Genomic DNA, 14,600 nt, shown 5'->3' with positions numbered 1-14,600 from the left:
TCCGGACGCTCTCCGTGATCTTCTTCCAGCGCTCCTCGCGCTCCTTGTTCCAGTAACCCTTGATCCGCTCCCGGGCGTTCCCCCAGGCGAAGTTGTCCACGTGGAACTCTTCGTCGTCCTCGTGGGCCATGATGTCGCCGGCCAGGGGGTTGTCGCCGATGGCCTTGAACATGTCGAGGGAGAGCTTGAAGATCTCCTCGGGGTGGGCGAGATGGATGTCCTTGGTGCCCCGCACCGCGATGGCCTTGATGCGCTTGTCCCCCATCACGGCTCCGACCCCCCGGGAGGCGCTGGCGCTCGAATGCTCGATGGTCGCCATGAACACCCGGTTCTCACCCGCCAAGCCGATGGCGGCCACCTGGGCCTCGGGCACCCCCAATTCCTCCCGGATCAGTTGCGCCGTGTCCTGGGCGCCCTTGCCCCGCAGGTGGGTAGCGTCCCGGAGTTCCACGGTGTCGTTGTGGATCCACAGGTACACGAGATCCGGCGCCTTGCCCCGGAAGATGATCTTGTCGTAGCCCGCGTGTTTGAGTTCGGGGCCGAAAAACGCGCCGAAGATGGAGTGGGCGTAAAGTCCGGTTTGGGGGGAGATGGTGTTCACTATGGTGCGGTTCGCGCCCGGCACGGGGGTCCCCACCAGAAGCCCGGTACTGAAGATCAGGAGGTTCTCCGGATCGAAGGCCTCCACCTCCGGGCCCACCCGGTCCCAGAGGTGCCTGGCGGCCGTACCCTGGCCGCCGAGGTACATCTCCGTGTCCTTCGGGTCCGAGGGCACCTTCTGGATGTTGCCCGTGGTCAGGTCGACCTCCAGGCTCACTCCGGTTTCCGCAAATCGCATGGGGGTGTCCTCCGGTGGAACAATGAAAGGGGCCGGGACTCTGGGGCGGTCCCCAGCGTATCGCGTTTGAGCGCAGGGGCCAGTCGCTGGCGTCGGCGAGAGGAACGGGACCGGGAAACGATCCCGGCGGGATGGGAGGCGGGCCGGGGCGTGGGCCCCCAGGCCCACGCCCCATTGAACCTCACCCCTCCCCTACGGCCGCCTCGATTTCGGCTTCGTACTGCTCGTTCGTGAAATGGCGCACCGTGATCGCGCCGGTGGGGCACACCGCGTTGCACAGGCCGTCGCCCTTGCACAGCACCGGGTTGACGGAGGCCCGGCCCTTGGGGCCCAGCTCGATCGCGCCGTAGGCGCACACCTCCACGCACTGGCCGCAGGAGATGCAGCGCTTCTCCTCCACGTCGCACACGGCGCCGGAGGCCACCACCGTGTCGTGGGTGAGCAGGGCCACGGCCCGGCCGGCCGCGCCCTGGGCCTGGCTGACCACCTCGGGAAGGTGCTTGGGATACTGGGCCGCCCCGCACAGGTACACCCCGTCGGTGGCGAACTCCACCGGCCGGAGTTTCACGTGGGCCTCCTTGAAGAACCCGTCCGGCCCCAGGGCCACCTGGAACATCTGCGCGAGGCGGGGGGCGTCGTCCTGGGGCACCGCCGCCGCGGCGAGCGATACGATGTCGGCATCGATCGCCAGTTCGGTGCCGAGGATGGGGTCCGTCACCCGCACCCTAAGCCGCCCGCCGTCCCCCTCGGTCACCTCGGGTCGGGTTTCCGGGGTGTACCGGATGAAGGTGACCCCGCGTTTCGAGGCCTCCCGGTAGGCGTCCTCGCGCATGCCGTAGGTGCGCATGTCGCGGAAGAGCACGTACACGTCGGCGTCGGGGTTCGTCTCCTTGAGGGCTAGGGCGTTCTTGACGGCGTGGCTGCAGCACACCCGGGCGCAGTAGTTGGCGCTGCGTTCGGTCGGCGTGCAGCAGCCCTGGGCCTCGTCCTGCCCCGGCGCGTCGGGGATCCGGCACCCCACACACTGGATCATCACCACGGACTCGGCCCCCGTCACCCGCTCGTCGCCGCGGGCGATCGCCTCCTCCAGTTCCAGGTGGGTGACCACCCGGTCGCTTTCCCCGTACAGGTATTCGCTCGGGCGGTATTCGGCCGCCCCGGTCGCGATGATGGTGACCCCGTGCCGCAGGTCCTCGGTGCGCCCCCGGCTTTCGACCCGGGTCACGAAGTTGCCCACGTAGCCCCAGGCGTCGGTGATGGTGGCCCCGGTGTACACGTGGATCAGGGGGTGGCGGTGGACCTTCGCCACCAGGTCCCGCAGGAAGGCCTGGACGTCGAGCCCCTCCAGGGTGCGCCGCAGCCGCCGGGCCGTGCCCCCGAGTTCGGGCTCGCGCTCCACCAGGTACACCAGATGCCCCTGCTCGGCGATGTGGAGCGCCGCGGTCATGCCGGCCACGCCGCCCCCGACCACCAGCGCCGCCTTCGTGACCGAGAGGTCGAACTCTTGGAGGGGTTCCAGCCGGGCAGCCCGGGCCACGGCGATGCGCACGAGGTCCAGGGCCTTGCGGGTGGCCTCCTCCTTCTCCTTGGAGTGCACCCAGGAGCAGTGCTCCCGGATGTTGGCCATCTCGAGGTAGTACTGGTTCAGCCCCGCCTCCCTGAGCGTGTCCCGGAACAGGGGCTCCAGGGTCCGGGGGGAACAGGCCGCCACCACCACCCGGTTCAGGCGCTGTTCCTGGATCACGTGGGTGATGTCCTTGGCCGAGTTGGTGGCGCACGAGAAGAGCTGATCGTCGGCGAACACCACGTGGGGGAGCTTCTTCACCTCCTCCACCACCGAGGGCACGTCCACCACGCGGCCGATGTTGGCCCCGCAGTGGCACACGAACACCCCGATCCGGAGCTCCTCCCCCGAGGCGTCCCTCTCCAGGGGGTATGTGCGCTCCGAGGCCAGCTTGCCCCGCCGCCGGTTGAGCAGCCGGCCGCACTGGGACCCGGCGGCGCTCGCCCCGTACACCGACTCGGGGATGTCGGTGGGGCCCTGGAAGGCGCCGCTCACGAACACACCCGGACGGGTCGTCTCCACCGGGTTGTCCGGCGACACCTTGACGAACCCGTGGTGGGTGAGCTCCACCCCGAAGGCCTCGGCCAGCCGCTCGGCGTCGGCCGGCGGGGTGAGCCCCACCGAGAGCACCACCAGGTCGAACTCCTCCTCCTTGACCCCCTCGTCCGGGGTGGAGTAGCGCACCGTCACCCGCCCGGTCTCGGGGTCCTCCCGCGTGATCGAGGCGTAGCTCCGGATGAACCGGACCCCGGGCAGGGCCTCGGCGCGCTGGTAGTACGGCTCGAAGTCCTTGCCGTAGGCCCGGATGTCGTTGTGGAACACGGTGCACTCGGCGTCGGCCTCGTGCTCCTTGGTCAGGAGAACCTGCTTCTGGGTGTAGGTGCAGCACACGGCCGAGCAGTAGCTCTTGGCGCCCTCGCGCACCTGCCGCGAGCCCACGCACTGGAGCCAGGCGATCCGTTTCGGGGGTTTCCCGTCCGACGGCCGCCGAATGTGGCCCTGGAAGGGGCCCGTGGAGCTCGTGATCCGCTCGTAGTCGAGGCTCGTCACGACGTTGGCGAACTCGCCGTAGCGGTACTCCTGGAGCCGCCTGGGATCGAAGGCCTCGAACCCGGGCGCCAGGATCACGGCCCCCACCCGGACCTCCACCGTCTCCTCGGTCTGCTTGAAATCGACGGCCTTGGCCTGGCACACGGCCTCACAGATGCCGCATTTTCGCTCCTTCAGGTACAGGCACGAGTCATCGATGTAGGTGATGAGCGGGATGGCCTGGGAGAAGTAGATATGGATCGCCTTGCTGAGCGAAAGCCCCTGGTTGTACGGGTCTGGGCACTGCACGGGGCAGTACTCAACGCACACGGCGCACCCCGTGCACTTCTCCTCGTTGACGTACCGGGGCTTCTTCCGCAAGAGCACCCGGAAGTCCCCGGGGCCGCCCCGCACGCTCTCGACCTCGGTGTATGTCAGAACCTCGATGTTGGGCTGCCGGCCGACCTCGACCAGTTTGGGTGCGAGAATTCAGGTGGAGCACTCGTTGGTCGGAAAGGTCTTGTCCAGTTGGGCCATGTGGCCGCCCAACGATGGCGCCGAGTCCACCAGATAGACCTTGAACCCGGCGTCGTTCAGGTCGAGGGCGGCCTGGACGCCGCTGATGCCGCCGCCCACCACCATGACGTCGCCGAACTCGGCGTCGCCGATCTTCCGGAAAAGTCCCTGCGCCTTGAGCCGTTCCAAAAGTTCCTTCGCCATGGCTACTCCCGTCGGGCTAGAAGGCTGGAAAGCCAGAATGCTAGGAAGCTACGAAGTCGGGACAACCGAAACCCTTGGTCCCGGCAGTCCGTCCGACCCGCGGTGTGCCCGCGGCCCGAAGCCGTTCCGGCCGGCTCAGTCCTTCTTGGCCAGCCGGGCCAAGGCCTCGAGCACGGTGTCCGTCCCGTACCGATCCATGAGGGACTCCAGCCCCACCTCCACGTCGTCGAGCCGTTCCGCCTCCTCGTCCTCGTCCACCTCCACTTCCACCTCCTCGTACGTGAGGGCGTCCACGAGGCACCACTTGACGCACAGGGGTTCCTCCACGTCCAGGTCCTCGCACATGTCGCATTTGAGGGGCAGGCCCGAGTCGGGCTCCTTGAAGTCGGCCCGCGAGGGGCACGCCGCCCGGCAGAACGCGCACTCGTCGTAGAACTTGCCGTCGAGGGTGTAGGTGTTGCGGCCCATGCACTCGGCCGGGGTGTACTCGCCGGCGTACACGGGCACGTACACGTCCCGCAGGGGGTCGGTGAGCACCCGGATCCGGGCCCGGGCCGGGTTGTTGGTGCTGTACTTGGGCGAGGCGTGGCAGGCCGAGCAGATCATCTCGCAGGCCCGGCAGCCGTTGCACTTGTCCGCGTCGATATGAATCCGCTTGACGATTTTCGTTTTCTTCTTGGGTTCAGACATGTCGGCACGCACCTTTGGGATCACCCGGCCGGGGTTTCGGGGGAGGCGTCGGGGGCCTCGGCCCCGCTCCCCTCCTTCAGGATGCCCTTCTGCACGAACTCCTCGGCCACGAAGCCGAGGCCCAGGTCCTCCAGGGTCTCCTTGGTCGGGATGCCGTCCTCGTTCCAGCCCCGGTAGGCGTAGTAGGTGTCGAGGAGTTTCTTTTCGAGTTCGGGAAACCGGTGCTTCCAATGGTTTTCCGGGGGCTTTTCGTCCTTGCGGCGCATGCCCCGGCGGATGTTGTTCGCCCGCACCAGGTTGCGGTACCGCCATGCGGCCTTCTTGAGGCTCGCCTCGTCCATCTCGAACCCGGCGCCGGCCGAGAGGAATTTGGGGTAGTTGTGGATGTGGTACGGGGGCTTCAGCGGGAACGACGACAGCCCGGCGCACATGCCGAGGGCGTCGTCGATGTAGTGCATCGTCTCCTGCCAATCCACGATGTGGCAGCACATCTCCGGGGTCGGGTAGTATGGGATCGAGTTCTCGCCCCGGGGTTCCCAGTTCACGAAGTACTCCTTGAACCGGTCGTCGGGCACCTGGAACCAGTCTTTGACGAACTCCTCGCGCTGTTCCCGGGTGGGGAACGGCGCCTGGGGGAACTGCCCCTCGATCTGGGTGATGTTGATCTTCTCCCCCGTGCTGTACATCAGGAAATAGATGGGGTTGAGCATCGAGAGCTTCAGGGGAAGCTGCTCGTGCTTCTTGATCGTGTTGTGGGCGTAGGCCTCGGCGCCCTTGCCGATCTTCTGGGCCGCCCAGTAGGTGCCGTCCGCCAGCACGTCCCCGATGCCCTCACGCCGGACGATCCGGTCGAGAAGCCAGTAGAACCGCTCCTCGTTGTCCTGGGGGAACCCCGGCATGTCCTCGTCGGTGAGGATGCCGTTCTCGTAGAGCTCCACGGCGAACGCCATCACCTGGGGCGCCGAGAACCCGTCCACCCCGTATTCGGTGGCCCGCTGGGCGATCCGGAGTCCGAACTCCAGGTCGGAGAACGCGGCCATGGTGTAGGTGAGCTTGGAGAAGCACTTCATCATGTAGGTGGGAAGCCCCGGCAGGCTCAGGGTGGCCCCGCACTTCATCGGGCAGTTGTAGCAGCTGATCAGCCGGGTCCGGGCTTTTTCCAGGGTCTCGGTCCAGGCCTTCTCCACCTCCTCGGTCCAGAAGCCCTTGCGCCGGACCCGGGAGTTCCCCCACATGAAGTTCTCCGTGTGCCACTTCTCGTCGTGGATCGCCATCTCCTGGGGCGATCCCAGCCCGGCGAGGATCGGCATCACCCCCTTGATCGGGTTCGCCGCCCGCCACTGGATGTAGTCCATGACCTCGTCGCAGAGTTTCAGGAACTCGTCGGGCCGGGCCACGGGCACGTCGCCGGTACCCCGCACGGCGATGGCCTTGACGTTCTTGTCCCCCATGACGGCGCCGATCCCGAGCCGGCTCGCGCTGGAGCGGCCCTGCTCGATCGAGGCGAAAAACACCCGGTTCTCCCCGGCCAGGCCGATGGCGGCCACCTGGGCCCGGGGCTGGCCGAGTTCCTTCTTGATGATCTCGGCGGTTTCGATGGCGCCCTTGCCGGCCAGATGCCGGGCGTCCCGGATCTCCACCTTGCCGTTGTGGATCCAGATGTACACGAGATCCGGGGATTTCCCCCGAAGGATCACCTTGTCGTACCCGGCGTATTTGAGCTCCGGGGCCCAGAACCCGCCCATCATCGAAAAGGCCATGAGCCGGGTCTGGGGCGAGATCGTCGAGACGATCGTGCGGTTGCACCCGATGGCCGGGGTGCCGCACAGGAGTCCGGCGCTGAAAATCAGGAGGTTGTCCTCCGAGAAGGGATCGACCTCCGGTGGGACCCGGTCCCAGATGATCTTGGCGTTGGTGCCGAGCCCCCCGAGGTACAGCCGGGTTTCCTCGGGGTCGGTCACCACCTTTTGGATGTTGCCGCTGGAGAGGTCGATCTCCAGGTTGACGCCGGTTTCCGCATACCGCATGGTTTCCTCACGTTCGTGCCGCAAAAGGGAAGAAAAGACACCGGGGGCTCCGTGCCGTGGGGCCCCGCGGCCCCGGTTCCCGATGCCCGACGGGCCCCGGACGGATCCGGCGAGTGGCCCGCAGGACATGGGAATCATAGTGGGCACATGCAAAGACCGGGCCGAAGATCCGCCGGCGGGGCGGTCGGCGGGCTGCGCGCCGGTTGCCCCCTGTTGGCTTTCCGGGGGGGACCGGCGCCCGTCCCCCGCCGAGTGGTGGAAACTAACCAGTCCGCGGGTAAACCTGAACGACCCGGTGGTACGTTGACGGGTTCGCTTCGGATCCCCCGGGTACGCTGGAGTTCGAGAAGCGGATGTCCTGAAAGGAGAGTTGGATGGCGGCGGTGCTGCGGGCCGGGGTTTTGTTCTTCCTTGCCGGGTTGTGTGAGATCGGGGGCGGGTACCTGGTGTGGCTGTGGCTCCGGGAGGGCCGGAGCGGATGGCTGGGGTTCTGGGGCGGAATCGTGCTGGTGCTCTACGGGATCATCCCGACGCTCCAGGCCTTTCCCCATTTCGGCCGGGTGTATGCGGCCTACGGCGGGGTGTTCGTGGTCCTCTCGGTGCTGTGGGGCTGGGGCATCGACGGCGTCGCGCCCGACCGCTGGGACACCGTCGGGAGCCTCGTGTGCCTGGCCGGCGTGGGTCTCATCCTCTACGGGCCGCGGTAGGGAAACGAGGCGGGCGGGAACGAAGGAATCCCCCTAGGGCCACCGGGGGGGCTTCACGGCGCGGCGAGGTACTATCAACCCGGCGCCAATAAAGGCGCGCGTGGGCGCCCGGGCGTGGGGCCTGCTTCCGGCCGTGCGTGAGTGCGGCATCCGGCCACTGTAGGAGCCACGCCCGGAGTTCCAGCAGGCCCCACGCCCCGAAGCGCTCCTATTCAGCCGCAGGGTTGATATCAACCCGGCGTCAATAAAGGCGCGCAAGGGGATCGCGCGGGCATGGGGACTGATTCCGGCCGCGCTCGCACCAGGCCGGAAGCAGTCCCCCCGCCCCCCGGCAATACTTTTGAAGGTATTCGTAACGGGCGGGTCAGAGCCCGATGGGGGAGCGGCGTGTATGTCAGGGGGCAGTGGACCGAGGACGGCGGGCAGGGGGTTCCTGGCTCCTGTCCTCTGAATTCCGAGTCCCGCCCGGCGGCTTGCCGTCGAGGCTCCCGGCACCGCGGAGGCGCGCCGACGTTCGGTTTCAGGCGGGGAGTTCGACGAGGCGAAGGATCTCTTCCCGTTTGATCTCGTCCACCAGGAAGCGGCAGGCGTCGAACGCCCGGTCGCGGGTGGGGGAGGAAACGATGGCGACGAGAACCGTGTCCCGGGGCCCGACCGTCCCGACGCGATGGGCGACGAAGGCCGCGTCGAGCCCGAACCGTTCCACCGCGTTTCGGCAGAGTTCCCCCAGTCGCGTTTCGGGGTCCGGGACGACGACCTCCAGCCGTACGGCGGCGAAGGAGGGCACCACCTTCCCCGGACGTTTGACCCGCCCGTGGTGGAGCACGATGGTTCCGGTCCCCTCCCCTTGCGCCCGGAGGAAGTGCGCGTACAGGTCGAGCACGGGGATCTCGGTCTCGTAGAGTTCTGCCTCGTATCGGCGCATCGTCGTCTCCTTGGGCGCTGCCGGGTTCGGTTTTCCGGGCGCCGAACCCGGGGGTCCCTGCGGGGGAAGGCAGCATCCACGACTCCGGGGAACGGCGGGGAGGAGGGGGGGCGCGAATCACCGCCGCAAATCGGCCCGCCGCAAGCCCCCGGAGACGGCCACCACCACGGCCGCCTCGGGGGGGATCCCCTCGTCCCGGACCATGCCCTCGAGACCGGACAGGGCGCAGGCTGCCTCCATCCCGGCATCGGGGATCCCCTCGTCCTCCAGTTCCTCCAGGATGCGTTTCGCGGCCTTTGGCTCCGGTTCGTCTTCTGAGGCGAACCCGTCCACGAAGCGGCAACCGATCGCCCGGAGTCGCGGCCACGACGACGGGAGCGACGGGTTCGCGATGCCGAGGACCCGGGTGGCGGGGTGTCCGACCGGTTCCGGATCTCCCCGGAAGGCGCGAACCACCGGGTTGCATCCCTTCGGCTGCACCCCCACCAGGGTGGGGCGGGCCCCCTTCCACTCCAAGCACGCCTTACGGAACGCGAACAGCCCGACACCGGAGCCCACCGCCTGTAGGTACACGTCGGGCACGCCGCCGAGGGCTTCGAGAACCTCGAACGCCAGGGTCTTCATGCCTTCCACCCGAAGTTGGTTGCGAAACCCGTATTCCATCGGGGTGCCCGTGGCCCGCGCGTGCTCCTCGGCGGCCGGGATGGCCTGGTCGAAGGTTTCCCCCGCCACGATCGTGCGGAACGTGCCGGTGCCCCCGGGTTCGTTGGCCAGGACCTCTTCGGTAATCTCCCCCCAGCGTTCCGCAGCATTGCGCGGCACGAACACGGTGATCTCCATCCCCGCGCGCACGGCGGCCCGCAGGTAGGCGGCCCCGGAATCGCCCGTGGTCGCGGTCACCAAGCGGTCCACGCCGATTTCGAGAAATCGGGACACGGCCACCAGGGCCTCGCGGTCCTTGAACGTGCGGGTCGGGTGGACGGACTCTACCTTGAGGTAGAGGGCCCTCAGTCCCAGGCGGGGTCCGATGAGGCGGCTGTGAACCAGCGGGGTGGGGGCCAGCCGAAGGGGCGACCCGAGCGGGGACGCCACCGGAAGCAGCGGCGCGAACCGCCACGTCCCGGGAAGCGCCGGATCCGGAAAGCGAGGGCCGGGTCCGTGCGGGTAATGGAACGCAAGCACCCCCGCGCATCCCGGGCGGGGGCACTCGCGCAGGTACCGGTCCGGGGGCACCTCGCGGCCGCAGTCGAGGCAACGCAGGCGTGCGGGCCCCGCCGGAGCGGGGGCCCGGCCCGGGTCCCTCACGCTGGGGCTCCCGCGGAAGGCGCGCCCCCGGGTCGGCAAAGGCCCTCCACGGCGCCGACGACCCGCTGCACGGCCTCCTCGCAAACCGGGGTTTTCCCCTTTGCGAGACCCAGATCGGCCAGGCCCACCCGCGAAAATCCGGTGAAGCCGGCCTGCTCCAGGGTTTTCGAGGCGCAGGCCAGGGGGCAACCGTCGAGGGTGACCACTTTGGCCGCGGCCCGGGTGGAGGCCATGATGCCGCTGACCCGGCCCCCGATTCCGGCCAGGCAGAACATCTTGCCGACGCCCCGGCGGGTGAGTTCCCGCCCCGCTCGGTCGGCGATCTCTCCCACGTCGGCGGCGCCGGAGCAGGGAAAGATCAGGGTCGGGGCGGCATCGCACGCACAGGTGGCATCGCCCATGGTGTTCCTCCTTCCTTTCGGCTGCCGCGCCGTCGGCCCAGCAGCGTCTGCAAGGCCCGTCGGTGCGCCTCGTATTGGGGTTCCTGCAACGGGGGGCAGTGATCCAGGCTCCGCTGCCCGGCCGCCAGTTTCAAGGCGAACACGAAGCAGTTGGGTTCTCCGCAGTCCCGGCAGTTGGTCCGGGGCAGGTGTTTGTACAGTTCCAGCGCCGGGGGCGGTTCGTGGGTGGATTCGTCCGGGGTGATCTCGGCTCTCCGGTCCCAGGTCCGGTTCACCACCTCCACGACGGCGGCGGCTTCTTTTTCCGCCTGTTCGCGATCGTCCAGGTTGTTGATGGCGATCTCGTGGGGGTGGAACACGATGCGCCTGCCTCCCCGGGTCCAGGTGAGCGCGGGGGTCGTTTTGTGGTACACGGCCCCGCGAAGAACCGCGTTCAGGTAGGGAAGAACCGGCGACAGGTCGGCCGGGGTTTTCACCTTGGCAGCGTACCGCTCGGTTCCGGGATCGCACGGTGGGGAAAACACCTCGACGTCATAGGACGAGATGAGGGACATGATGCCTTCTCCTTCGAGGGTCCGGGCGCGGCCGGCTCATCGTCCGCACCAGGACGTCGATCCGGCGCTGCCGGGGGCGGGGCCCACCAGGCGTTTGTCGCCGCAGCGGTCCCGCTCGAGTTGCACGGTCGTATGGTTGATGCCGTAGCGTTCGTGTAACACGCGCTCGATGCGATCCAGAAGCCCGGCCGCCCGGCTCACCGGCATGTCCTCCTCGAGGTCCACGTGCCCCTCGAAGTGGGTGTCCGAGTCGTCCACCCGCCACAGGTGGACGTGGTGCACGTTCCGGACCTCCGGGAACTCCTCCAGGGCAAGGCGGATTTCGGACAGGGAAATGTCCTCGGGCGCCGCCAGCAGAAGCACGCGGGTGGCCTCGACCACGAGTGCCACGCTTTCCTTGAGCACGTACAGCCCGATCAACACGGTCAGCACCGGGTCCACCCACCAAACGCCCCAAAACGCCATGGCCACGCCGCCGCCGATGACAGCCGCGCTGGAGAACGCATCGCTCAAAAGGTGCAGGTACGAAGACCGGACGTTGAGATTGGCCTTCGCCCCCTCCCGCAACAGGAGGGTGCCCGCCAGGTTTGCCGCCAACCCCACGGATGCCACCGCGATCATGAGACCGGCATCCACGAGTCGTGGGGCCAGCAGACGTTGGTAGGCTTCCCAGAAGAGATAGAGGCAGATGGCGACGAGGGCTCCGCTGTTCAAGGCCGCCGCCAGAACTTGGGCCCGTTTCAGCCCAAAGGTGTACCGGTGCGACTTTTGCCGTGCCGCAAGCCGCAGGGCGATCCAGCTCACGCCGAGGGAGACGCCGTCGCTGAGATTGTGAAGCGCGTCCGACAACAACGACAGGCTTCCGGAGGCGATCCCGCCCACCGCCTCCGCAAGCGTGATCAGGAGGTTCAGCGCAATGGCGATTCCGAGGCGGCGTCCGGAAACCGCGGAGTGGGAGTGGTCGTGGGACATCACGGCCTCCTCGGGTCCGTCGCCCGCCTCATCCGGGCACCAGAAGGACCGGCCGGTCGGCGTGCCGGGCCACGTGGTGGGCCACGCTGCCCAGCACCACTTCCTCGGCCCAGCCCAGGCCCCTGGTGCCCAGGAGCAGCAGGCTCGCGTCGCAGTCGGCCGCGATCTCCAGAATGCGTGTCGCCGGGCGGCCGGCCTCGACCCGGATGTCCACCTCCCGGGCGCCCGCGGCGCGCAGCGTCTCCTGGAGCCGCAACAGGTGGTCCCGATCGGTCGGGGCGAGGTCCGCCGGACGAGATGCCCGGGGGGATGGCCGCACCCGGGAGGGCGGGATGCCCCCCGGGTGGCCGAGGCCGCGCGCTGTTACGCGGGCTGGGCGCAGCCCTTGCAGAGTTTTTCTCCGTCCTTCTCCACGACCGCGTTGGTGAACACGGTCTCGCCGCAGCGCCCGCAGCGCACCACGTCGAAGCAGGCCTTCCCGCCTTCCCACGGGTAGTCGAAGGGGCCGGAGATGTTCAGGAACTGCTCCTCCGGCAGCGACAGGACCCGCTGGAGCAAGGGGTCCAGGATCTCCGCGGGGACGTCCTGGGGCGGCACCCCCTGGCGGCGCTGCTGCACGAAGGGGGACTGGAGCGCCTGCTCGAAAAACTCGGGCTTCAGGCTCACCCGGACGGCCTTGCCTTTTTGGGTGTCCACCAGGGTGAAGGCCATTTTGTTCCAGTACTTCTTCTCGATGTTCGACTTGCCGTAGGTGCACCCCGTGGCGGCCATGATGCCGTCCAGAAAGCACCCGGCGGCGTGGCCCTTACCGGTCTCGGAGATCACGTAGAGTTCCTTGTCCTGGGCCCGTTCGGCCCCCAGCGCCTTCATGGCTGCCAGCCCCGCCCGCAAACCCATGGGCATGGCCGGGCACCGGTGTCCGTGGAACTTCAGAGCCATGTCGAAAAGTTCGTCGAACTGCATGCTGCACCTCCTTTGGTTAGGGTGGGTGGACTGCGGTCTGTGCCACTGTGGTCTCGCTCGCCGGGGTCCGGTCAGCCGCGGGGCGCCGGCGAGGGGCTGTGGTTCAGACTTCCCAAGATCCCTTCGGTTTCCTCGGTGACCCGGGTCATGATGTCAGCGACCCATCGGCCGAAGATCGGCGCCATGAGCCCGGTGTTCATCTGGGCCACGGTGACCGAGCCGTCGTCCTCCTCGTACACGGCGATCCGGCACGGCATGATGCCGGCGAGCCGGCGGTAAGCTCCGCGGCCCAACACCTGGGCCGCGTAGGCCGGTTTGCACAGGCTGATCACGCGGACCCGGGGTTCCAGAACCTCCCCGGCCTTCCGGATGCTCCCGGTGAGGTCGTAGACCTTTGGCACCGACCATCCGGCGTTCCGGGCGGCCTCACACAGCCGCTCGACGGTGTCGTCCACGTTCAGGGGGCTGGTGCGCCGCACCAGCATCCACCGTCGCATGCCCCAGAGGGCGGCGATCGCCGTCCCCGCAACTCCCACGATCACGCCGGCCACGAACACCATGGGTCACCTCCTTTCGCTCCCTACAGGAGCGCGTTGAACAGGTACCCGACGAGCAGGATTCCCGCGCCCACCACCGTGATGAACGTGGCGATGAGCCGGGGTTTCAGGACTTTGCGCAGGATCACCATCTCGGGCAGCGACAGGGCGATCACGCTCATCATGAACGCGAGCACCGTGCCGAGCGCGGCCCCCTTGCCCAGAAGGGCCTGGACCACCGGGATGATGCCGGCCGCGTTGGAGTACATGGGCACGCCGATCACCACGGCCAACGGCACCGACCACCAGGCGCCCTTGCCCATGATCGAGGCCATGAAGTTCTCGGGTACGTAGCCGTGGATGCCGGCCCCCACCGCGATGCCCAGGGCCACATAGATCCACACCCGGCCCACGATGTCGCGCACGGCGTCCAGCCCGGCTCCTACCCGCTCCGGCCAGGTCAGGGCCGCACCGTCCTGCCCGGCCACCGGGCCGTCCATGTTCCGCACCCAGTCCTCCACATGGCGCTCCATGCGCATCCGGCCGATCACCCAGCCCGCCACCACGGCCACGGCGAGTCCGGTGGCCAGGTAGAGCGCCGCGATCTTCCATCCGAACAACCCGAACAGGAGAACCAGGGCGATCTCGTTCACCATGGGCGCCGAGATCAGAAACGACAGGGTCACCCCCAGGGGCACCCCGGCCGTGACGAACCCGATGAAAAGGGGAACGGCCGAGCAGGAACAGAACGGGGTGACGATCCCGAGCAGCGCCGCGAGCACGTTGCCCACGGATTCGCGCTTCCCGGCCAGGATGGCCCGGGTGCGCTCCGGGGTGAAGAACGTGCGCACGATGCCCACGCCGAACACCACCAGAGTCAGGAGCAGCAGGACCTTGGGCACCTCGAAGGCGAAGAAGGTCACGGCGGCGCCAAGGTGTGTGGTCGGGTCCACGCCGAGCAGGTCGCGGGTGAGCCAGTCGGTCAGGGGCGCGAGGTTATGGTACAGGCCGAACCATCCGGCCAACCCGACGGCCAGGGCGGCCCAGAGGGGAAATCCGGTGAACATCGATTCTGGCTTCGGCTGGGTTGGGATAGAACAGCTTGAACTGTTGGGGGCCATGGGGTACTCCTCGCGTCTATATATCGGTGAATAACGTTTCGGTTATATTTGATGCCGCACGCGTCGGAAGGTTTCAGGGGTGAACCCCTATTTTTCGTCGGGTGGGCGACCCCTCACGCCAGCGCCTCGGATTCGCACCGGTCCAGCTCCAACTGCAGGGTGATGTGGTGCATTCCGTAGTTGGCCGCGAAGAAAGTGTTCGATCCGTTCCTCCAGGGGTTGGGTAGTGCTCACCGGCAGGTTCTCCG

At 67.9% G+C, this 14,600-nt stretch carries 14 protein-coding genes; 1 reads left to right on the top strand and 13 read right to left on the bottom strand.

The window, feature by feature from the left end:
• The 4 genes from ACYQ8L_RS03290 to ACYQ8L_RS03275 form a co-directional block, all read right to left on the bottom strand.
• Positions 1 to 838: aldehyde ferredoxin oxidoreductase N-terminal domain-containing protein (locus ACYQ8L_RS03290; protein ID WP_459940341.1), on the bottom strand; the 838-nt coding region annotated here is incomplete at its 3' end.
• Between the two features lie 181 nt (positions 839 to 1,019).
• A complete protein-coding gene (locus ACYQ8L_RS03285) occupies positions 1,020 to 4,151 on the bottom strand; it encodes an FAD-dependent oxidoreductase (protein WP_459940340.1) in 3,132 nt (1,043 codons plus the stop codon).
• Between the two features lie 135 nt (positions 4,152 to 4,286).
• Positions 4,287 to 4,841, bottom strand: coding sequence for a 4Fe-4S dicluster domain-containing protein (locus ACYQ8L_RS03280; protein ID WP_459940339.1), 555 nt, complete (start codon positions 4,839 to 4,841; stop codon positions 4,287 to 4,289).
• Positions 4,842 to 4,861: 20 nt separating this feature from the next.
• Positions 4,862 to 6,868: an aldehyde ferredoxin oxidoreductase family protein gene (locus ACYQ8L_RS03275; protein WP_459940338.1), complete on the bottom strand. Its 2,007-nt coding sequence runs from the start codon at positions 6,866 to 6,868 to the stop codon at positions 4,862 to 4,864.
• Between the two features lie 383 nt (positions 6,869 to 7,251).
• On the opposite strand from ACYQ8L_RS03275, the gene ACYQ8L_RS03270 reads away from it, so the two are divergent.
• Complete coding sequence (locus ACYQ8L_RS03270; protein ID WP_459940343.1) at positions 7,252 to 7,575, top strand: YnfA family protein; 324 nt, start codon at positions 7,252 to 7,254, stop codon at positions 7,573 to 7,575.
• Between the two features lie 520 nt (positions 7,576 to 8,095).
• On the opposite strand, the gene ACYQ8L_RS03265 is transcribed toward ACYQ8L_RS03270, so the two are convergent.
• From ACYQ8L_RS03265 to ACYQ8L_RS03225, 9 genes are all read right to left on the bottom strand, one after another.
• Positions 8,096 to 8,500 carry a molybdenum cofactor biosynthesis protein MoaE gene (locus ACYQ8L_RS03265; protein ID WP_459940337.1) on the bottom strand — a complete coding sequence of 135 codons (405 nt, stop codon included), beginning with the start codon at positions 8,498 to 8,500 and terminating at the stop codon, positions 8,096 to 8,098.
• A 117-nt stretch (positions 8,501 to 8,617) separates the two neighbouring features.
• A complete protein-coding gene (locus tag ACYQ8L_RS03260; RefSeq protein WP_459940336.1) occupies positions 8,618 to 9,805 on the bottom strand; it encodes a threonine synthase in 1,188 nt (395 codons plus the stop codon).
• Entirely contained in the window at positions 9,802 to 10,206 is a 405-nt protein-coding gene (locus ACYQ8L_RS03255; RefSeq protein WP_459940335.1) for a putative zinc-binding protein, read from the bottom strand. The genes ACYQ8L_RS03260 and ACYQ8L_RS03255 overlap by 4 nt, the downstream gene beginning before the upstream one ends.
• Entirely contained in the window at positions 10,164 to 10,760 is a 597-nt protein-coding gene (locus ACYQ8L_RS03250; RefSeq protein WP_459940334.1) for a (Fe-S)-binding protein, read from the bottom strand. Before ACYQ8L_RS03250 ends, ACYQ8L_RS03255 begins: the two co-directional genes overlap by 43 nt.
• 36 nt (positions 10,761 to 10,796) lie before the next feature.
• Positions 10,797 to 11,732 carry a cation diffusion facilitator family transporter gene (locus ACYQ8L_RS03245; protein WP_459940333.1) on the bottom strand — a complete coding sequence of 312 codons (936 nt, stop codon included), beginning with the start codon at positions 11,730 to 11,732 and terminating at the stop codon, positions 10,797 to 10,799.
• A gap of 28 nt (positions 11,733 to 11,760) precedes the next feature.
• Complete coding sequence (locus ACYQ8L_RS03240) at positions 11,761 to 12,051, bottom strand: universal stress protein (RefSeq protein WP_459940332.1); 291 nt, start codon at positions 12,049 to 12,051, stop codon at positions 11,761 to 11,763.
• 44 nt (positions 12,052 to 12,095) lie between these two features.
• Entirely contained in the window at positions 12,096 to 12,695 is a 600-nt protein-coding gene (locus tag ACYQ8L_RS03235) for an FmdE family protein (protein WP_459940331.1), read from the bottom strand.
• Between the two features lie 71 nt (positions 12,696 to 12,766).
• A complete protein-coding gene (locus ACYQ8L_RS03230) occupies positions 12,767 to 13,255 on the bottom strand; it encodes a DUF302 domain-containing protein (protein ID WP_459940330.1) in 489 nt (162 codons plus the stop codon).
• A gap of 20 nt (positions 13,256 to 13,275) precedes the next feature.
• Positions 13,276 to 14,298, bottom strand: coding sequence for a permease (locus ACYQ8L_RS03225; protein WP_459940329.1), 1,023 nt, complete (start codon positions 14,296 to 14,298; stop codon positions 13,276 to 13,278).
• Positions 14,299 to 14,600 lie beyond the last annotated feature (302 nt).

Source organism: Deferrisoma palaeochoriense (assembly GCF_054656955.1).
The sequence above is the reverse complement of the archived record's forward strand: the minus strand, read 5'-3'. Positions and strand labels throughout refer to the sequence as shown.